Below are 18,406 nucleotides of genomic sequence, written 5' to 3' on the forward strand. Positions count from 1 at the left end.
GGCGAAAATAAGGAGAAAATGCGGTGAGCAGAAAATTTAACAGGCAGATCACCCAGCTCAACAAAGAGATGGTGGCGATCTATCGGGAAGATGACGCCTATATGTCTTACACCTCGGCGGCGCTGCCCCGGCGCAGCGAAGTCATTTTGCTGATTAACGAAGTGCGCGAGCTTTTTTATCCCAGGCATTTCGGCAGGCGGGAGCTTTTTGACTGCACCCTGCAGTATTATATCGGCGATCTGATGATGACGGTGGAAGAGCGGCTGCACCGGCAGGTGCGTCTGGCCCTGATTCGGGCCAACGACACCAAGGATCCGGCGCTGCGGGTGGACAAGCCCCTGCTGGAAGACCGGGCGGAGGAAGTCAGCTGCGAATTCATGAACCGGATTCCGGCGGTGCGGGAGATGATCACCCTGGATGTGCAGGCTGCCTACGACGGCGACCCGGCGGCCAAGGATCTCGACCAAATCGTGTTGACCTATCCCGGGGTCTTCGCGATGATGGTGTTTCGCCTGGCTCACGAGCTCGAGCGGCTCGAGGTGCCGATAATTCCCCGGATGATGACGGAATACGCCCACAGCCGCACCGGCATCGACATCAACCCCGGAGCGACCATCGGGAAATCCTTCTTTATGGACCACGGCACCGGCATCGTCATCGGGGAGACCACGGAAATCGGCGACGAGGTCAAGCTCTATCAGGGGGTGACCCTCGGCGCGCTGTCCACCCGGGGCGGGCAGTCCCTGCGGGGAGCCAAGCGCCACCCGACCATCGGGGACCGGGTGACCATCTATTCCGGGGCGTCGGTGCTCGGCGGCCGGACGGTGATCGGCCACGACTCGGTGATCGGCGGCAACTGCTTTATCACCCAGCCCATTCCGCCGTGCAGCAAGGTCTCCATCAAGGACCCGGAACTGCAGATGGATAACGGCACGATCGAGGCCTACCACGACGATTTCAACTGGGCGGAGGATCATTGATGACGGCGCGCCCGGCCATTGACGGCGCGACCCGGCTGATCGGGCTGCTGGGCAGCCCGGTGGCCCACTCCAAATCGCCGGCGATCCACAACGCGGCCTTTGCCGCGACGGGCGTGAACGCGGCCTATCTCGCTTTTGAGGTGGCGCCGGAGAAGCTTGCGGCGGCGGCGGCGGGGCTTGTGGTCCTGGGGGCCGCGGGCTGGAACGTGACGATGCCCCACAAAACCGCGATGGCGGCGCTTTGCGATGAGCTGTCGCCGGCGGCGCGCATCGTCGGCGCGGTGAACACCGTGGTGGTGCAGGACGGCCGGATGACCGGACATATCACCGACGGCTCCGGCTTCACCGCGGCGCTGACCGACCGCGGTTTCAATCCGGCGGGCAAGCAGGTGGCGCTTTTCGGCGCCGGGGGCGCGGCCCGGGCCGCGGCGGTCCAGCTCGCCCTTGACGGGGCGGCGCAGCTTGCGATTTTCAACCGGACGGTGGCCAAGGCCCGGATGCTGGCTGAGACGATTGCGGCCGAAACCGGCTGTGCGGCGCGGGCCTATGCCCTGGATGACGCCGAGGCGCTCCGCACGGCGGTGACCGAGGCAGACCTGGTGATCAACGGGACGAAGCTGGGCATGGCGCCCCACTCCGAGACCTGCGTGCTGCCGGACGCCCGCTGGCTGGCCCGCCGGCCGGTCGTGGCGGATTTTGTCTATAACCCGGTGCAGACGCGGCTGCTCGCCATGGCGGCGGCGGCCGGATGCCCGACGCTGGACGGTTTGGCGATGCTTTTGTGGCAGGGCGCCCAGGCCTTCGCCCTGTGGACGGGCCGCCCGATGCCGGTGGCCGCGGTGCGGGCGCAGGTCTTCGGCGCTTAAGGCCGCCGGCCGGCTTGACATCTTTCGGACTTTTAAGTATTATGGATACAATGTTACGCGTGGAATCCCTGTGGCAGAAGTCACGGGGATTTTTTAATGACAGGCGCCAGCTTTTGGCGGCAGGTTTGCATCAGCGGAGGAGGAAAGTGTGAAATATTGGAATGAAACCTTTGAGTGCATGCCCCGGGAGCAGCTCCGGGCGCTGCAGCTGGACCGGCTGAAGAAGACGGTGGACAAGGTCTACGCCCGGGTGCCCTTTTATCGGGAAAAGCTGCAGGCGCTGGGCGTCGGGCCGGAAAGCATCAACAGCCTGGACGATATCCGCCGGCTGCCCTTCACCACGAAGGAGGATCTGCGAAACAGCTATCCCTACGGCATGCTGGCCGAGCCCCTGTCGCAGATCGCCCGGGTGCAGGCCTCGTCCGGGACGACGGGCAAGCCCGTCTGCGACGGTTATACCCATAACGATCTGGCCATGTGGGCCGAATGTGTGGCCCGGGGGCTCACCGGTACCGGCGCCGACGAGCACGCCGTCATCCACAACGCCTATGGCTACGGCCTGTTCACCGGGGGCATCGGGATTCACGGCGGCGCCGAGCGCATGGGCGCGTCCGTGATCCCCATGTCCAGCGGGAACACCGCCCGCCAGATCATGCTGATGCAGGATTTCAAGGCCACCCATCTGACCTGCACCCCGTCCTACGCCAGCTATCTGGGCGAGGCCTTCCGGGACGCGGGCATCGATACGGCCGCGCTGCCGCTTAAGGCCGGAATCTTCGGCGCGGAACCCTGGTCGGAAAACATGCGTAAAACCATTGAGGAAAGCCTGGCCATCAAGGCCTTCGATATTTACGGTATGTGCGAAATCTGCGGGCCGGGCGTCGCCATCGAGTGCGAAGAGCAGGACGGTCTGCATTTCTGGGAGGACTTTTTCTATTTTGAAATCGTCGATCCGAACACCGGCGAACCGGTGCCCGACGGCGAAGAAGGGGAGCTGGTGATCACCACCCTGGCCAAGGAGGGCATGCCCCTTTTGCGCTACCGCACCCACGACCTGACCCATATCGTCGACGAGCCCTGCCGCTGCGGGCGCACCCACCGCCGCATCGCGCGCCTCTCCGGCCGCACCGACGACATGATGGTGATTCGCGGGGTCAACGTCTTCCCGACCCAGATCGAATCGGCCCTGCTCGACACCGGCGACGTGGAACCGCACTATCAGCTCATCGTGCGGCGTGAGGGCGCCCTCGATACGCTGGAGATCAAGGTGGAACTCAAAGAAGACACCGATATCAACTCCGTCACCGAGCTGGAGGCCATGAAGGCGAAGATCGCCGACCGGGTGAAATCCATCATTCAGATCAAGTCCAAGATTACGCTGGTGGAGCCCAAGAGCATCGCGCGCAGCGAGGGCAAGGCCAAGCGCGTCATCGATCTGCGCAAAATCTGAGGAGGTGTCAAAATGATCAGACAAGTTTCGGTTTTTATGGAAAATCAGGCCGGCCAGCTCGGCAAGGTGCTGCGGGTTTTGGCCCGGGCCGAGGTGAATATCCGCTCGCTGACCATCGCGGAAACCTCGGACTACGGGATTCTGCGGCTGATTCTGCAGGACACCGACGCGGGCCTCGCGTCGCTGAAGCGCGCCGGCATCCTGGCCAACGTGACCCGGGTGCTCGCGGCGGAAGTGCCCGACAGCCCCGGCGGCATGAGCGCCATCGTCGACGTGCTGGCGGAGGCCGGCATCGGCATCGCCTACGCGTATTCGTTTTTGCCGAAGAACACCAAGAACGCGGTGATTGTGCTCAAGGTGATGGACGCCGACAACGACGCCGCGGCTAAGGTGCTCACCGAGGCGCCGGGCATCATCCTGCTCGAAAGGGACGAGCTGCTCGATCGCTGACGCGTGCGGTTGACAAGCGCCGAGAAAATGACTATACTGAAACCAATCAAATATCAGTCTGTTTCAGGGCGGGGTGCAATTCCCCACCGGCAGTGATGCGAAAGCGAGTCTGCGCGCCGGGGCTTCGGCTCCCGGCTGATTCGGTGCAAATCCGAAACCGACGGTATAGTCCGGATGAAAGAAACGGTGCACGACCTTGTTTCCCATGCCCTGGTTTTTTGCCGGGGCTTTTTTGCGGGCGGGTTTTTCTGCGCTTCGAGACAGACAACAGGAGGATCCAATGACAACCCAAAATCGCAAAACAAATTTTCTGGTTAAAACGGCCATTCTCGCCGCCATGTCGGCGCTTTTGGTCTACCTGATTCACTTTCCGATCATTCCGGCGGCGCCCTTTCTGGAATACGACCCGGCGGATATTCCCATTCTCATCGGGACCTTTATGTTCGGGCCGCTCGGCGGGCTCGTCATCACGGCGGCGGCCTGTGTGGTGCAGGGGCTGACCGTGTCGGCGTCCAGCGGGATCATCGGCATCCTGATGCACTTTTTTGCCACGGGCAGCTTCGTGATCGTGGCCGGCCTGATTTACGGCCGCTTCCATACCCGCCGGGGAGCCGTCGCCGCGCTGCTCGCCGGCATCGTGACGATGACGGCGGTGATGTGCGCCTGGAATCTGATCATGACGCCGATCTTCATGGGCACGCCCCGGGCGGCGGTGGCGGCCATGCTGGTGCCGGTTATCATTCCTTTCAATCTGATTAAGGCGGGGATCAACGCGCTCGTCACCTTCGTGGTGTACAAATCCGTGTCCCGTTTCGCCGATGCGGATTTTAACCGCAAAAAATCTCAGAAAGCAAAAGCCTGAAGGACCGGGCTTTAAGGGAACCGCCCCCGAAACGCTCGGAGGCGGTTTTTTTGCGCTCTGTTTTCAGGCGAAAGAGGAAAGCGGGATTGAGGGCGTGCGATGTTTTTTGAAAATTTGGGTTGGCAAAAGCGGAAATCATCGATAGACTGGAGACATGACAAAAATACCGATTGAGGAACGAGGTTGAATATGGCGGAAAATAAGCGATGGACAGACGTGATCCGCGCGCGCAAAAGCGTGCGCACCTTTGACGGGCGGGATTTGAGTCCGGCGCATCGGGCGGCCCTCGAACGCGCCATGGCCGAGGCGCCCCGGCTGCTGACAATTCCGGTGCGCTTTCAATGGCTCGATGCCGAGGCCGATAAGCTGAGCAGCCCGGTGATTGTGGGGGCCAGAACCTATCTGGCCGGCAAAGTCAAAAGGCAGCCCCTCGCGGCGGCGGCCTATGGCTACAGCTTTGAGCATCTGCTTTTGAGCGCGACGGCGCTGGGGTTGGGCACGGTGTGGATCGCGGGCACCCTCGACCGGCCGGCTTTCGAGGCGGCCGTGGCGCTTCAAGCCGACGAGGTGATGTCGGCGGCGAGCCCGGTGGGCTATGCGGCCAAGCGCTCGATCCGGGAGCGGGCCATGCGAAAGGCCGTAAAAGCCGACACGCGCCTGCCCTTTGAGCGGCTGTTTTTCGCCGGTGACTTTGCGGCGCCCCTAACCCCGGAAACGGCGGGAAACTGGGCCGATCCGCTTGAGATGGTGCGCCTGGCCCCGTCGGCCGTCAATAAACAGCCCTGGCGCGTCGTGACCGACGGGCAGCGCGTTCATTTTTATGAATGCCGTTCCCGGGGGATTTCCAAGGGGGATGTCCTGGACATTCAGCAGGTGGATCTGGGCATTGCCCTGTGCCATTTTGAGCTGGCGGCAAGAGAAGCCGGTCTGAGCGGACATTTTGCCGCGGCCGATCCCGGCATCGCCTGCCCGGATCACACAACGTATGTTTTAACGTATGAAGCGGACGCCTGATCAATCTGTTTTCTGCGGCGGCCTGTGATAAACGAAGCGCATGCATATCGGGATGAAGCGGTTTGAAAAATGAATATGAGAAATGGAGCGGTGGTAATGCATCTGAGAAAATTGGAAGCGATTGAGAATTTGCGGGAAGTCTGGCCGCATGAAGCCTTGGACTTTACTCCGTGGCTGGCAGAAGACGATCATATCGTCATTTTATCGGAGGCAATCGGCTTGGAGATCAGCGTCGATGAAATAGAATCGGCCGTCGGAGGTTTCAGCGTGGATATTTTGGCATCGGAAACAGGAACCGAGCGCACCATTATCATTGAAAATCAATTAGAAGATACCGATCACGACCATTTGGGAAAACTCATCACCTATGCGTCTGGAAAGTCGGCGGATATTATCGTCTGGGTGGTCAAACATGCTCGGGAAGAGCACCGATCGGCAGTGGAATGGCTGAACCGCCATACGGACGATCAAATCGGGATTTTCCTTTGTGAAATCAAGTTGTATCGCATTGGCAATTCCGATCCGGCGGTTAAATTCGAGGTAATCGAAAAGCCAAACGACTGGACTAAGGAAATTCGAAAAATAGCGGCTACCAGCAAAACGGAGCAACTGAGGCTGGAATATTGGCACGCGTTTCAGGATTATGCCTTTCAGAATGATGATTTTTCCAAACAATTTAATCGAAGAAAGCCTTCAAAAGATAACTGGATAGATTACAGCATTGGCAGCGCAGCCTGTCGCATAGTGGTTTCCCAGGTGCGTACCAGTTGTCAGTTGACGGTTTCGCTTTATATTGATGATGATATGGCCCTTTTTCAAACATTGTTTGAAAATAAAGACAGCATTGAAGCCGAGACAGGTTTGTCACTTGATTGGCGGCCACTGCCAGGGTATAAAGCCAGCCGGATTCTCGCCACAAGAACTGTTGACTATGACGACCGTATGCAATGGTCGAAGCAGTTCGATTGGTTGATGACCGTCATGGTAAAAATGAAAAAAGCATTTGCCAAATATTTATAAAAAATTCCTGTTTGCTAAAGGATTGGCCACGGACCCGGGGGATCAAAGAGGGGATGACCCGGCCCATGCAGGACAGCGAGGAGAAACCATAATAAGATGCCGATTTCACAATATTTTGTCGAATTTATTTTTTTCAGTTTTTTGGGATGGGTCTGGGAATCCGTTTACTGCACCATCAGTGAGAAGCGCTGGCAGGACAGGGGCTTTCTCTTCGGGCCGGTGTGCCCGATTTACGGCGGCTGCGTGGTGGCGGCGCGTCTGGTGTTCGGCGGGCTTTCCCAGATCAGTCCGGGACCGGCGCCGCTGTGGCAGATTTTTGTCATCTGCACCGCGGGCAGCGCCGTCGCGGAATACGTCACCTCCTGGGTGCTGGAGTGCCGCTTCCACGCGCGGTGGTGGGACTACAGCCGGCTGCCCCTCAACCTGAAGGGGCGGATCTGCCTGCCGGTGAGTTTGTGCTTTGGGCTGGCGGGGATCGCCGTGGTGCGTTATCTGCTGCCCTGGACGTCGGGCCTTCACAGCGCGGTTCCGCCGATGGTTTACGAGGGGCTGGCCATTGGCTTCGCCCTGCTTTTCGGCGCGGATTTTGCCTTGACCGAGGCGAGCCTTTCCGCCCTCATCGAGGACGTCGAGCGCATTCATGCGGAATTTAACACCAAAGCCCAAAAGACCTACGAAACCGTGAGCCGCGTGCCCCAGCGTCTGGAGAACGCCGGCATCGAAAAGCGGGAAGCCATCGAGGCTCGCATGCGAAACGGCGAAGCTCGCCTTCGGGAGGCCGTGGAGCACAATGCGGCCCGGCTCAGCTGGGCCCAGCGCCACACCCTAAGCCGCATCCACAGCTTTAAGCCCCGTCGGCCGGAATTCAATTTGGGCGAGGGGCTCAAGGATGCCGCAGCACGCCTGAAAAAACAGCGCCGGGCCGTCAAAGGGGAGGATGCCGATGAATCACGTTAAAACGATGGCGATCCGCATGGCGACCCCAGCCGATGCCGAGGCACTGCTTGCGGTTTACGCGCCCTATGTGCAAAACACGGCCGTCACCTTTGAAACGGCAGTGCCCGTGGCGGCCGATTTTCGCAGGCGCATTGCGGCCACCCTGCCGCGCTATCCCTATCTGGTGGCCCAGGACGCGCGGGGCGTCGCCGGCTATGCCTATACCGGAGCGTTTGTGGGACGCGCGGCCTATGCCTGGTCGGCGGAAGTTTCGATTTATCTTGCGGCCGACCGCCGGGGCCGCGGCTGGGGGCGAAGACTTTACGCTGCGCTCGAAACCCTCAGCCGGGCCCAGGGCATCACCAATCTTTACGCCTGCATCGGAATGCCGGCCGATCCGAACGATCCCTATCTCACCGATGCCAGCGCGACCTTTCACGCGCATCTGGGCTATCGGCGGGCGGGGACCTTTCGCCGGTGCGGCTATAAATTTGCCCGCTGGTACGACATGATCTGGATGGAAAAAATCATCGGCGAACACCGTTCGCCCATGCCGGCGCCCGTCCCCTTCGGAAAACTTCCGGCCGGGACGGTGACGGCGGCCCTGCGCGAGGCGCTTTAGCCATCAAAAAAAGTCCTGAGGCTTCAGGACTTTTGGCGTTTTTTTGGCGCCTTATTTTTGGCGGATTGCGTTGATGTCGTCGTAGAAGAGCTGTCCCGAGAGCGCGATCAGGCGCTCGAGGGGAACGCGCTTGCCGTCGGCCACCCACTGGCGGTAAAGGTTGAGGGAGCCGATGCACAAATAGGTATTGATCAGGTGCTGTTCGTCCTCGGGATAGGCGGCGTAGGGATTGTGCCGGGCGCGGTTGTGTTCCCGGATCGCGGTGAACAGCGTATCGGTAAAGGCCTGGTAGGCCGGGGTGCAGACCATTTTTTCCACATAGGGTTCCTGGCGGGCCATGAAGGTGAAGAACACCCGGTTGACCTCGGCGAAGGGGGCGTCCGGCGGCAGGGTGTCGATGGCGGCGTAATAATCCTCGGCGAGGCCGAGGAGCAGATCTTCGAAGAGCGCCTCGATGCAGGTGTAGTGCAGATAAAAGGTCTTGCGGTGGATTTGGGCGCGCTCGGCGAGCGCTTTAACGGTGATGGCGGCAGGATCCATCTCGAGGATCATCGCCTTGATGGCGGAGTGAATGGCGGCAAGTGTTTTTTGGACCCGCAGATCGCGGGCGGTGGTTTCCGGCATGGCAGCCTCCTGAAAAATGTCCAGTTTTTAAAATCCGTGGCATAAACCCCGGCAGCCAAAAACTGGTCATGGTATTTGGGAATTATCGCTATTATAATGAAGACAGATCAAAAAAGCAACGCGCGGACAGCGCGCGTGTGAAAGGAGGCGCGCGGTGACGACCATCACCATTAAAGCCGGGCGGATCACCCTGTGCGCGGCCCTCGGCGATTCGGCGGCGGCCCGGGAATTTGCAGGACGGCAGCCCTTCACGGTGACGATGCGCGATGAACCCGCGCGGCTGGCCGGCCGGGTGCCCCGGGGACGATTCGATCCAGAGAACTGCTGCCGCAGCCCCAGGCGCGGCGATCTCGTGCTTGGCAGCGGCGCGCTCTATCTTTATCGCGAAGACGCGCCGCCGGAGCCGGGCTTTTGCAGGCTCCAGCGCATCGGGCGCGTGACGGCCGAAACGCTGGCCCGGCTGGACGCGCTCGAGGCAGGCGCGCTCACCTTTGCCCGTGCTTAAGCCGGCATCGTGCCGGGATTCAATCAGGAGAAAAAACATGCGTCCACAAAATCAATCGAAAAAAATCGTTCAGACGGCCGGGCGGGAGGCCCTTGGGAGCTCTGCGCCGGCCTTTGCCCATGACGACGAAATGTCCTATGCTTGATGGATACAAATACAATTTGACGCACCTCAAAAAGGATGCCTTTCGGGGTATTTGGCACCCTTGCAGGGGGGAGTAGCCCGGAAGCTTATAAGATACAAAGAAGTGTGAAAGGAGCAAATACGATATGAAAGAGCAAAGAGCAGGCAGAGATAACCTCGGAGCGATAGCTCCATTCTTCGGAGAGTTGAACGATCTCACGCTGTTCGGGAAGGTCTGGGCAAGGGAAGATAAACTTTCTGCCAGAGATAGAAGTATGATTACAATCGCGGCACTGTTTGCCGCTGGACTTTACCCGCAGTTGAGAGCACACCTGCAACTTGGCAAAGAGCACGGAATTACCAGAGAGGAAGCGGTTGAGGCTGTCACCCAGTTGGCATTTTACTGTGGATGGCCGAAAGCATGGAGCACTTTCCCGATGATAGCTGAAGTATGGCCGGAGGAAGAGGAAGCAACCGGCGATGCGGTAAGGGACGCATATCAGAAGACCATCATGTTCCCGATCGGTGCGCCGAACGATGCCTATGCTAAATATTTTGTTGGACAAAGTTATCTGGCACCGGTTTCCGGGAAGCAGTTCCCGATTGCAAATGTAACCTTTGAGCCGGGCTGCCGGAACAACTGGCACATCCATCATGCCGATAAGGGCGGCGGGCAGATGCTGATCTGCATCGGCGGACGCGGATGGTACCAAGAGGAAGGCAAAGACGCAGTCGTCCTAACACCCGGAACAGTTATCGAGATCCCGCCGAACATCAAGCATTGGCACGGTGCAGCTTCTGATTCATGGATGAGCCATCTGGCATTTGAGATTCCGGGAGACAATCCAAGTAATGAATGGCTGGAGCCGGTAAGTGACGAAGCCTATAACAGGCTGAAGTAAGGAGGAAAATGCTATGCAGTACATTACATTGAACAATGGCGTAAAGATGCCCCAGTTAGGATATGGGGTTTACCAGACACCGCCGGAAGAGACAGAAAGGTGCGTCAGTGAGGCTATCGAGGTGGGATACCGCAGTCTCGACACCGCGCAGGCGTATGATAACGAGGCAGGCGTTGGAGCGGCATGGAAGAAGAGCGGGATTGCCCGCGAGGAATTTTTCATCACGACAAAGGTGTGGATTACCAATGCCGGACAGGAAAAGGCGGCAAAGTCCATCGACGAGTCGCTAAAAGCGCTTCAGACTGATTATGTAGATCTCCTTTTGATTCATCAGCCTTTTGGGGATTATTACGGAACTTATCGTGCAATGGAAGAGGCTTATAAGGCGGGAAAGACCAGAGCCATCGGTGTATCCAACTTTTATCCGGACAGATTCCTTGATATCGCGCACTTTGCCGAAGTGAAGCCGGCTGTGAACCAGATGGAGACCCATGTGTTCCAGCAACAGAAAGTCCTCTCCAAATATCTCAGAGATACCGACACAAAGCTGATGTCATGGGGGCCTTTTGCAGAGGGAAAGAATGACTATTTTAACAATCCGGTGTTAAAGGAAGTAGGTGCATCCCACGGAAAAACTGCGGCGCAGACTGCACTCAGGTTCCTGCTTCAGAAGGATGTTATTCTGATTCCGAAATCCGTGCATAAGGACAGGATGGAGCAGAACTTTGACATTTTTGACTTTGAACTTAGCGCAGATGAGATAAAGAGAATCGAAGAACTGGATGGCGGAAAGAGCCTGTTCTTTGACCACCATGACCCGGAAACCGTATCGTGGTTCATGAGCATTTTATAAGGAGAACACGATCATGAAAAAGATTTTAGTCAGTTACTTTTCGGCGACGGGCACGACGAAGACCCTGGCAGAAAAAATGGCCGCGGCGATCGGCGCCGATACCAAGCCCATCGAGCCGGCGGTGCCCTACACCGCGGCGGATCTGCAATGGACCGATCCGAACAGCCGCAGCAGCATCGAGATGAAGGCCGACAAAGCCAAAAGGCCGGCCCTGAAAGCGGCGGCCGATGTCGCGGCCTACGACGTGATTTTTCTGGGTTTTCCCATCTGGTGGTACACGGCGCCGACCATCGTGAACGCTTATTTGGAAAGCGGGGACTTCGCCGGCAAGATGGTGATCCCCTTTGCGACCTCCGGCAGCAGCGGCATGGGCCGGGTGCTGGATGATTTAAGGCCCTCGGCGCCGGATGCCGACTGGCGCGCGGGGCGGCGTTTTGACGCCGGCACTTCGGAGGCGGCCCTGGCCGACTGGGCGAAGATCGTGCTCGGCTGACTTTGCCTGTCAGGCGATGATGCGCGCTTTAATCCGTGCATTCGGACGGCACAGCAAATGGAAATTAAGAAAGGAAATGCGATGAACGTTTTTGAAGAAACTTTGACATTAAACAACGGTGTGGCGATTCCCAGGCTCGCCCTGGGCACCTGGCTGATCGACGACGCGGCCGTGGCCGACGCGGTGAAAGCTGCCGCGGCCATCGGCTACCGCCACATCGACACGGCCCAGGCCTATGGCAACGAGCGGGGCGTGGGCGAAGGGATCCGCGGCTGCGGCGTGCCCCGGGAAAAACTTTTCGTGACGACCAAGGTCGCGGCAGAGCACAAAACCTACGACGCGGCGGCGGCCTCCATCGACGCATCCCTCGCCAAGATGGGCCTCGCCTATTTGGACATGGTCATCATTCACAGCCCCCAGCCCTGGAAAGCGGTCAATCAGTCGGACGACCGGTATTACGAAGGCAACCGGGAAGCCTGGCGCTCTCTGGAGGATGCGCTTTCGGCCGGCAAGGTCCGGGCCATCGGCGTCTCCAATTTTGGCGAAGGCGATATTGATAACATCCTCGGCGCCTGTCGGGTGAAGCCGGCGGTCAATCAGGTGCTGGCCCACATCGCCAATACGCCCAAGGCGTTAATCGATCGCTGCCAGGCCCAGGGCATCGCGGTGGAGGCTTATTCTCCGGTGGCCCACGGCGAGGCGATGAAACGGCCGGAGATTGCTGCTATGGCCGATAAATACGGGGTGAGCGTGCCGCAGCTGTGCATCCGATACGACTGGCAGCTCGGGCTCATCGTGCTGCCCAAGACGGCGAACCCCGACCATATGCGCGATAACGCGGCCATCGATTTCGCCATCAGCGATGCGGACATGCAGACCCTGCTCGGTCTCGAGACGATGACGGATTACGGCGACGCAGGCTTCTTTCCGGTTTTTGGGGGCAGGCTTTAGGCAGCGGCCGCAGGCAAAAGCAATCAGCAATTTTCCCCCGCCCGGTGCGGGGATTTTTGATGACCGCAAAAAAGCGCCGGCGGGATGCCGGTGCCGGCTGGCCGTTTCAGGCGCGGCGGCAGCATCAGCGGTGTGACTTTGAAGGAAGAAGACGGCACCCGTATTTATCAGCTGAGGATTTAGCCGCGTGCGCGTGTTCGATACGGAATGAAAGGTTCGCAGCTTGCGGACGACAGCCACGGTTTCCGGCGGATTTTTGACGTGCAGGGACCAAAAGAACGGCGGAAGCAAAGAAGGGAAAAACCGAAGCGCCGTCGCAGCGCGACACCTCAAAGCGGCAAGTCCGAGAAGGGATTTGCCGCTTTTTGTTGTCTGCGCGTGCGGGCATCGCGTTCAAAGGGGCCGGCGGCCTTGCTGCGGACAGAGACTTAATTTGTCATGAATTCTTTAAACGAAATGCTGAAAAACTTGATTAAATTCAAAAAGTCAGTATAATCAAAGTACAATAAAAACGTTTTCAAAACGTCTTGAAAGGGGTGAGTAGTTATGAAGCGCAATGGGTGGAAACTGATGATAGCCCTGCTGCTGGCGTTCGCGCTGGCGGGATGCAGGGTCGCGGCAAAGCCGGAATCGGCGGCCGAAAACACCCTGGCCCAGGTTTTTAAAGCCTTGAAATCCGGAGATGCGGAGAGGCTCGAACGGCTGACGGACGATGACGACGTGGATATTGACGACGATAAGGCAGATGACCCGGACGATGACGGCCCGGACGATGATTCGGACGACGATATCGACGAATTCGATCTTGACCTGGACGATGATGACGAAGCGCCGCTGTTAAAGGTGCTGGGGCGCCACGTCAAATACAGGATACGCTCGAAGAAGAAGGTGGCCGACGACCATGTACGGATCAGGGTCACGGTGACCAATGTGGACATGACAAAAATCGTGCCGGCATGGTATCAGAAGAGCGTGGCCTACGCCGCGGCGCATCGGGGCAAGGATCACGACGAAGCGGCTATCCGCACGCGGATGGCCAAATCCCTGCAGACGGCCGCGGACCGGCAGGCGAGGGATCCGAAAAATATGGCGACGCGCCGGGTGACGGCCGATCTGCAGAAGATCGGCGGACGGTGGCGCCTGGTCGATCCCCGGGATACCTTTTTGGACGCGGCCCTCGGCGGCTATATCACTGCGATGAACAAGCAGCAACCATATGATTGACGAGGCGCAAAAATAAAAATCAGGAAGAGAGGCGGCAGTGAAGACGAGCCAGATGATTCGGGAGGCCTGCCGGCAGCAGCAAATGCCCCTGGCAGAATTGGCCAGACGCATCGGCCAGAGCCGGCAGAACCTTGACAAGAAACTGCGCCGGAACACGCTGACCCACGAGGAAATTCTTCGGATCGCGGCGGCGCTCGGCGTCGTCTTCCGTCAAAGCCTGTCCAGCCGGGGGCCGTCCTTTCTGCCGCTGTTAAACACGGCCTTTGCGCCGGGGGAAGCCTGGGCGGCCATTGAAAGCATGAACGGGGCGATGGGCGCCATCGCCCGGGCGGAGTATTATTATTTCGCCAGGCGGCATCGGGAGGCCGCGCGCCTGGCGGCGTGTCAGCTGACGGCCAGGGAGCGGATGGTCACCCAATCGGCCAACATCATTTACGGTTATGCCAATTTGACGGAGGGAGATATTTCCGCGGCCAAGTGGGGAATGCGCCAGCTTCGGGAAGCGTGCCGGATTCTGAAGGGAAGCGATATGCCGGAGATGCGGGCCGTCGGTGTGATGGCGGCCTACACCACGGCGGTGCTTTTGCATCTGCCCGTCGCCGATGAGGTGCCCATCGAATCGGCAATCGGCCCATTGCCCGTCGGGCTCAAACTCTTTGCGTATTATGCGTGGGCGCATCAAAAATATCTCGAGGAGGCCTATTGTGAATCCCTCGGCATCGCGGCGGCAGCATTGATGATGACGGACCAGCCCTATCCCATCGCGCAGATTTATTTGCATCTGATCTGCGCGATGAATTTGATCAGTCTGAAGCGCGGAGCCGAGGCGAAGGTCCGGTTTGAGGCGGCCTGGGAGCTGGCCGAAGGCGACGGATTCATCGGTCCCTTTGGGGAGCATCACGCGCTTTTGGGCGGTCTGGCGGAAACGTGCCTGAAAGAGCGGCATCCCGAGCATTATAAGGCGGTGGTTGCCTTTGCCGGCGCCTTTGCCCGGGGATGGCGCAAGGTGCACAACGACGTTTCGCCGGTGCCGGTGACCGAATCGCTGACCGTCGTGGAATTTGCTGTTGCGATGCTGGCCAGCAAGGGCTGGCAGAATGCGGCCATCGCCGAGCACATGGCCATCTCGGTGAATACGGTTAAAAGCATGCTCTCGGTGGTGTATCAAAAGCTAGCAATCAGCGGCCGGGGGCAGCTCAAACAGCACTTACTCAAATAAACGGCATAGGCTTGGAAATTTACAATAAAAACGACCTGATCTTTTTGCATTTTGAGTGATGACCGTCAACAAAAGTTATGAAATAATAAAGAAAAGATGGGGCGTTGTGACGAACGACCGAGCAGGCGCGGTGCGGCAAAGGGCGGCACCGCCGAACGATGCGCATGTGCAGGAAAGGAGTAAGTGATGAAATTGAAGAAAAAAATGGCGATCCTGGCGATTGTGATGATCGCCGTGCTGGCGCTGCCGCAGTTGGCGTTCGCTGCAGAACCGGCGGCGCCGGACAGCGGGGCCGCCCAACCGGCCGTCGAGCAGTCGGCTCCGGAAACCCCGGCGACCCCCGCCGTCGCCCCGGCACCGAAGAACGACACGGCTGTTCAGCCGGCGGCAGAAAAACCGAAGACATCCGCAGAGGCAGAAGCGCCGGCCGCGGCGCCGAAAAAAGGACTGCCGGAAGAGCGGTCAGCGATGACTTACAAGGTTCAATTTGATTCGCGCGGCGGCACGCCGGTGCCCGATCAGACGGTGGAGCATGGCAAGAAAGCGGTAAAGCCGGCCGATCCGACCAAGGAAGATCACGTTTTCGACGGCTGGTATTGGGGCGGCAGAAAATTCGATTTTGATATGCCGATCACGACGAATCTGAAGCTGACAGCCCATTGGAAAGAACTGAAAAATGTGTAGATTCCGGTGAACCTGGAAGTTCGCCAGGGCGGCAATGTGAAGCCGCCGGCCAGAACCTTTCACGTGAACGTGATGTCAGGCGGCGAAACGATCACGGCCACCGGCACCGCCGTTGCGACCGACGGTGTGGGCATTTATAAGGGCACCCTGCATCTGAAGGTGCCGGAAGATATCAAAAAAGTGCATCTGGTTTTAGCTGAGAAAAGCGGCGAAAACTGGGAGGTGGACGATCGGAGTTATACGGTTGATTTGACGGCGGAAGATCTCGCGGATGTTATCTGGGTCAATACCTACACCAAAAATCAAATGATCATGCACACCATCATCTTCGATCTGAATGGCGGCGTGCTCGAAGGCAAGACCGGCACCCTCGTCTTTAAAATGGAAGACGGCACCATCATGACCATTCTCGATGCGCCGACGCGCAAGGGCTATCGTTTCCTGGGATGGGAAGGCTCGTGGTATCACCCCGGCGATCACTACAAGGTGACGGGGGACCACCGCTTTGTGGCCCGCTGGCAGCGCATCCATCCGGCAAGGACGGTAAGCTGGCATTTCCGTGCGCCCCGCACCGGCGACACCCAGCCGCCGATGGTGCTTTGGGGCGGCGTGATGGCTTTCATGGGGATGACGGCCTGGGCGCTCTATTGTGAAGGCAAACGGCAATAATTCGGGATTAAAAAGCAGCCTATTCCGGGCTGCTTTTTTCTTGGCGGCAGGGTGCCGCCGCCGATGCAAAATCATTTCGCCATGGCCGCATGAGGCTGAAAATGGAGACCGGGGATTTCCCCGGCTTGGGATACGGCGCGTCGCGTCGTTTTTTTGATGCCCGGCGTGAAGTGGTTTGTCGAGTGTTTTTTATTGACATAAAAGTGAATTATGTTATATTAATAGTATAAATCATACAAATCATATTTTATGTTCGGAGGTAGGAAAATGGATCACCCGAAAGGAAAGTACGCTTGGACAGTTAAGGTGGGGGAAAGGGGGCAGTTCGTGATCCCCAAGGAGGCCCGCGATGTTTTCGACATTCACCCTGGGGACACCTTAATCGTGCTGGGGGATATCCATCAAGGCATCGCCATTCCGCCTAAAAGCATGTTCGCCCATATCATCAACACGGTTTTCGGCGGTGAGGCGCCAAAGGAGGATGAAAAATGAATGCAATTGCTGCGGCGCAGCTCACAAAAAGATACAATCGTATCGCGGCCGTCGATCATCTTGATTTGACGGTTGAACAGGGCGAGCTATTCGCCTTGCTGGGCGTGAACGGCGCGGGGAAAACCACGACGATTAAAATGCTCTCCTGCCTGATAAAGCCCACGGGCGGCGATGCTTTGATGCTTGGGGACAGCATTCTTTCAAAGTCCCGTGCCGTCAAGAAAAAGATCAATCTCTCGCCGCAGGAAACGGCGGTCGCCGCCAATCTGTCGGTTTTGGAGAACCTGGAGCTTACTGCGGGAATATACGGACAGGACGGCAAAACGGCAAGGAAAAACGCGTGCGAAACAGCGCAGAAATTCGGCCTGGAAAATGAATTGAGCAAAAAGGCCAAACACCTGTCGGGCGGGATGCAGCGGCGCCTTTCCATTGCCATGGCGCTGATTTCGGATCCGCAGATTTTATTTCTCGACGAGCCGACCTTAGGGCTGGATGTGCTGGCCCGCCGTGAATTATGGGCATCCATTAAAGCCTTAAAGGGAAAAGTGACGATCATCCTCACGACGCATTATATGGATGAAGTGGAAATGTTATCGGACCGTGTCGGCATCATGGCGCGGGGCAAATTAACGGCGATCGGCACGGTGGCGGAATTAACGGCGCAGACCGGCACGGACAGGCTGGAGGACGCCTTTGTCATTCTTTCGGGAGGTGCGCGATGAGGATGCTGTTATTCGCAAAACGCAATGTGAAAGAGGTCCTGCGTGACCCCGTCAATCTCTTTTTCGGTCTGGGATTTCCGCTCGCGTTGCTGGCGCTGCTGTCCATGATCAATGCCGCTATTCCCCCCGAAGCGGAAAATCCGATGTTTCAAATAGAAAATCTCGCGCCTGGTCTGGCCATGTTCGGGAGCGTGTTCATGGCGCTGTTTGCGGGGATGCTGTTATCCAAAGACCGCACTTCCTCTTTTTTAATGCGGCTGTTCGCCTCGCCCATGACGTCCGGGGATTTTATTTTAGGATACACGCTGCCGATGCTCGTTATAACGATCGGGCAGGCGGCGATCACCTTATTGGCGGCGGGCGCTTTGGGACTTGAAATAAATATCCATATCCTGTTTGCGGTGGCCGTGACCGCGCTGACCTCTCTCCTGTTCGTGGGAGCGGGGCTGTTTTTCGGCAGCCTTTTGAACGATAAGGCCGTTGGCGGCGTCTGCGGGGCGCTGCTGACGAATGTCGCCGGGTGGCTGTCCGGGGTGTTCGTTCCGATTGATTTAATAGGCGGCGCCTTCAAAAAGACAACCAACGTCCTGCCCTTTTATCACGGCATGGAAGCGATACGGGCAGCTTTAAGCGGCAGCGCCGGTCAGATGCTTCCCCATTTGGCGGTTGTCATGGGCTATGCCGTCGTCATTTTCGCGCTTGCGATGATCGTTTTTAAACGTAAAATGAGCGGCTAAAAATAAAA

Annotated in this window: 22 protein-coding genes and 1 riboswitch; of the genes, 21 read left to right on the forward strand and 1 reads right to left on the reverse strand. The window is 58.2% G+C overall.

All coding sequences use genetic code 11. The features are described 5' to 3' along the window. The first annotated feature begins 23 nt into the window (after positions 1-23). The 9 genes from epsC (at position 24) to HMPREF0721_RS10665 (ending at position 8,200) form a co-directional block, all read left to right on the forward strand. Complete coding sequence (gene epsC, locus HMPREF0721_RS10625; protein WP_006599792.1) at positions 24-980, forward strand: serine O-acetyltransferase EpsC; 957 nt, start codon at positions 24-26, stop codon at positions 978-980. Then, the gene (locus tag HMPREF0721_RS10630; protein WP_006599793.1) at positions 980-1,846 is read left to right on the forward strand and encodes a shikimate dehydrogenase; all 867 of its coding nucleotides are present in this window, start codon (positions 980-982) and stop codon (positions 1,844-1,846) included. Before epsC ends, HMPREF0721_RS10630 begins: the two co-directional genes overlap by 1 nt. Positions 1,847-1,994: 148 nt before the next feature. Next, a complete protein-coding gene (locus HMPREF0721_RS10635; protein ID WP_006599794.1) occupies positions 1,995-3,296 on the forward strand; it encodes a phenylacetate--CoA ligase family protein in 1,302 nt (433 codons plus the stop codon). A 12-nt stretch (positions 3,297-3,308) separates the two neighbouring features. Then, positions 3,309-3,746: an ACT domain-containing protein gene (locus HMPREF0721_RS10640; protein ID WP_006599795.1), complete on the forward strand. Its 438-nt coding sequence runs from the start codon at positions 3,309-3,311 to the stop codon at positions 3,744-3,746. Positions 3,747-3,801: 55 nt separating this feature from the next. Continuing rightward, positions 3,802-3,936, forward strand: a riboswitch (FMN riboswitch). Positions 3,937-4,026: 90 nt separating this feature from the next. After that, a complete protein-coding gene (locus HMPREF0721_RS10645) occupies positions 4,027-4,608 on the forward strand; it encodes an ECF transporter S component (protein ID WP_050786999.1) in 582 nt (193 codons plus the stop codon). 189 nt (positions 4,609-4,797) lie between these two features. Further along, entirely contained in the window at positions 4,798-5,622 is an 825-nt protein-coding gene (locus tag HMPREF0721_RS10650; protein WP_006599798.1) for a nitroreductase family protein, read from the forward strand. Between the two features lie 111 nt (positions 5,623-5,733). After that, a complete protein-coding gene (locus HMPREF0721_RS10655; protein ID WP_242821873.1) occupies positions 5,734-6,642 on the forward strand; it encodes a DUF4268 domain-containing protein in 909 nt (302 codons plus the stop codon). 96 nt (positions 6,643-6,738) lie between these two features. Next, on the forward strand, positions 6,739-7,599 hold the full coding sequence (locus HMPREF0721_RS10660; RefSeq protein ID WP_006599800.1) for a putative ABC transporter permease: 861 nt from the start codon (positions 6,739-6,741) through the stop codon (positions 7,597-7,599). Then, positions 7,586-8,200 (forward strand): GNAT family N-acetyltransferase, encoded by a 615-nt coding sequence (locus HMPREF0721_RS10665; RefSeq protein WP_006599801.1) that lies wholly within the window; start codon positions 7,586-7,588, stop codon positions 8,198-8,200. The genes HMPREF0721_RS10660 and HMPREF0721_RS10665 overlap by 14 nt, the downstream gene beginning before the upstream one ends. A 51-nt stretch (positions 8,201-8,251) precedes the next feature. Here the strand turns inward: HMPREF0721_RS10665 and HMPREF0721_RS10670 are convergent, their stop codons facing one another. Further along, positions 8,252-8,824 carry a TetR/AcrR family transcriptional regulator gene (locus HMPREF0721_RS10670; RefSeq protein WP_006599802.1) on the reverse strand — a complete coding sequence of 191 codons (573 nt, stop codon included), beginning with the start codon at positions 8,822-8,824 and terminating at the stop codon, positions 8,252-8,254. A 154-nt stretch (positions 8,825-8,978) separates the two neighbouring features. Here HMPREF0721_RS10670 and HMPREF0721_RS10675 point away from each other — a divergent pair, with 154 nt between their 5' ends. The 12 genes from HMPREF0721_RS10675 to HMPREF0721_RS10735 all read left to right on the forward strand — a co-directional run bounded on the left by HMPREF0721_RS10675 (position 8,979) and on the right by HMPREF0721_RS10735 (position 18,398). Beyond that, positions 8,979-9,329 carry a cyclophilin-like fold protein gene (locus tag HMPREF0721_RS10675; protein WP_040640078.1) on the forward strand — a complete coding sequence of 117 codons (351 nt, stop codon included), beginning with the start codon at positions 8,979-8,981 and terminating at the stop codon, positions 9,327-9,329. Between the two features lie 269 nt (positions 9,330-9,598). Beyond that, on the forward strand, positions 9,599-10,354 hold the full coding sequence (locus HMPREF0721_RS10680) for a carboxymuconolactone decarboxylase family protein (RefSeq protein ID WP_006599804.1): 756 nt from the start codon (positions 9,599-9,601) through the stop codon (positions 10,352-10,354). A gap of 13 nt (positions 10,355-10,367) precedes the next feature. Then, on the forward strand, positions 10,368-11,207 hold the full coding sequence (locus tag HMPREF0721_RS10685) for an aldo/keto reductase (protein WP_006599805.1): 840 nt from the start codon (positions 10,368-10,370) through the stop codon (positions 11,205-11,207). A gap of 13 nt (positions 11,208-11,220) precedes the next feature. Further along, positions 11,221-11,700, forward strand: a complete 480-nt coding sequence (locus tag HMPREF0721_RS10690) for a flavodoxin (protein ID WP_006599806.1) — start codon at positions 11,221-11,223, stop codon at positions 11,698-11,700. Between the two features lie 81 nt (positions 11,701-11,781). Further along, on the forward strand, positions 11,782-12,651 hold the full coding sequence (locus HMPREF0721_RS10695; RefSeq protein WP_040640080.1) for an aldo/keto reductase: 870 nt from the start codon (positions 11,782-11,784) through the stop codon (positions 12,649-12,651). Between the two features lie 546 nt (positions 12,652-13,197). Next, a complete protein-coding gene (locus HMPREF0721_RS10705; protein WP_006599809.1) occupies positions 13,198-13,875 on the forward strand; it encodes a hypothetical protein in 678 nt (225 codons plus the stop codon). 37 nt (positions 13,876-13,912) lie between these two features. Beyond that, positions 13,913-15,094, forward strand: coding sequence for a LuxR C-terminal-related transcriptional regulator (locus tag HMPREF0721_RS12735; RefSeq protein ID WP_006599810.1), 1,182 nt, complete (start codon positions 13,913-13,915; stop codon positions 15,092-15,094). Between the two features lie 186 nt (positions 15,095-15,280). Further along, entirely contained in the window at positions 15,281-15,778 is a 498-nt protein-coding gene (locus HMPREF0721_RS10715; RefSeq protein ID WP_006599812.1) for an InlB B-repeat-containing protein, read from the forward strand. 6 nt (positions 15,779-15,784) lie between these two features. Next, the gene (locus HMPREF0721_RS10720; RefSeq protein ID WP_006599813.1) at positions 15,785-16,447 is read left to right on the forward strand and encodes an InlB B-repeat-containing protein; all 663 of its coding nucleotides are present in this window, start codon (positions 15,785-15,787) and stop codon (positions 16,445-16,447) included. A 267-nt stretch (positions 16,448-16,714) separates the two neighbouring features. Further along, positions 16,715-16,939, forward strand: coding sequence for an AbrB/MazE/SpoVT family DNA-binding domain-containing protein (locus HMPREF0721_RS10725; RefSeq protein WP_040640081.1), 225 nt, complete (start codon positions 16,715-16,717; stop codon positions 16,937-16,939). Beyond that, the gene (locus tag HMPREF0721_RS10730) at positions 16,936-17,661 is read left to right on the forward strand and encodes an ABC transporter ATP-binding protein (protein WP_006599816.1); all 726 of its coding nucleotides are present in this window, start codon (positions 16,936-16,938) and stop codon (positions 17,659-17,661) included. The genes HMPREF0721_RS10725 and HMPREF0721_RS10730 overlap by 4 nt, the downstream gene beginning before the upstream one ends. Then, positions 17,658-18,398: an ABC transporter permease gene (locus HMPREF0721_RS10735; protein ID WP_006599817.1), complete on the forward strand. Its 741-nt coding sequence runs from the start codon at positions 17,658-17,660 to the stop codon at positions 18,396-18,398. Before HMPREF0721_RS10730 ends, HMPREF0721_RS10735 begins: the two co-directional genes overlap by 4 nt. The last annotated feature ends 8 nt before the right edge of the window (positions 18,399-18,406 follow it).

The organism is Pseudoramibacter alactolyticus ATCC 23263 (assembly GCF_000185505.1).
Taxonomy (GTDB): domain Bacteria; phylum Bacillota; class Clostridia; order Eubacteriales; family Eubacteriaceae; genus Pseudoramibacter; species Pseudoramibacter alactolyticus.

Coding starts and splice junctions, on each gene's coding strand:
- HMPREF0721_RS10665 (WP_006599801.1), top strand. CDS start 7,586: ATGAATCACGTTAAAACGATGGCGATCCGCATGGCGACCCCAGCCGAT.
- HMPREF0721_RS10650 (WP_006599798.1), top strand. CDS start 4,798: ATGGCGGAAAATAAGCGATGGACAGACGTGATCCGCGCGCGCAAAAGC.
- HMPREF0721_RS10725 (WP_040640081.1), top strand. CDS start 16,715: ATGGATCACCCGAAAGGAAAGTACGCTTGGACAGTTAAGGTGGGGGAA.
- HMPREF0721_RS10730 (WP_006599816.1), top strand. CDS start 16,936: ATGAATGCAATTGCTGCGGCGCAGCTCACAAAAAGATACAATCGTATC.
- HMPREF0721_RS10685 (WP_006599805.1), top strand. CDS start 10,368: ATGCAGTACATTACATTGAACAATGGCGTAAAGATGCCCCAGTTAGGA.
- HMPREF0721_RS10640 (WP_006599795.1), top strand. CDS start 3,309: ATGATCAGACAAGTTTCGGTTTTTATGGAAAATCAGGCCGGCCAGCTC.
- HMPREF0721_RS10690 (WP_006599806.1), top strand. CDS start 11,221: ATGAAAAAGATTTTAGTCAGTTACTTTTCGGCGACGGGCACGACGAAG.
- HMPREF0721_RS10630 (WP_006599793.1), top strand. CDS start 980: ATGACGGCGCGCCCGGCCATTGACGGCGCGACCCGGCTGATCGGGCTG.
- HMPREF0721_RS10705 (WP_006599809.1), top strand. CDS start 13,198: ATGAAGCGCAATGGGTGGAAACTGATGATAGCCCTGCTGCTGGCGTTC.
- HMPREF0721_RS10735 (WP_006599817.1), top strand. CDS start 17,658: ATGAGGATGCTGTTATTCGCAAAACGCAATGTGAAAGAGGTCCTGCGT.
- HMPREF0721_RS10695 (WP_040640080.1), top strand. CDS start 11,782: ATGAACGTTTTTGAAGAAACTTTGACATTAAACAACGGTGTGGCGATT.
- HMPREF0721_RS10715 (WP_006599812.1), top strand. CDS start 15,281: ATGAAATTGAAGAAAAAAATGGCGATCCTGGCGATTGTGATGATCGCC.
- HMPREF0721_RS10670 (WP_006599802.1), bottom strand. CDS start 8,824: ATGCCGGAAACCACCGCCCGCGATCTGCGGGTCCAAAAAACACTTGCC.
- HMPREF0721_RS10660 (WP_006599800.1), top strand. CDS start 6,739: ATGCCGATTTCACAATATTTTGTCGAATTTATTTTTTTCAGTTTTTTG.
- HMPREF0721_RS10645 (WP_050786999.1), top strand. CDS start 4,027: ATGACAACCCAAAATCGCAAAACAAATTTTCTGGTTAAAACGGCCATT.
- HMPREF0721_RS10680 (WP_006599804.1), top strand. CDS start 9,599: ATGAAAGAGCAAAGAGCAGGCAGAGATAACCTCGGAGCGATAGCTCCA.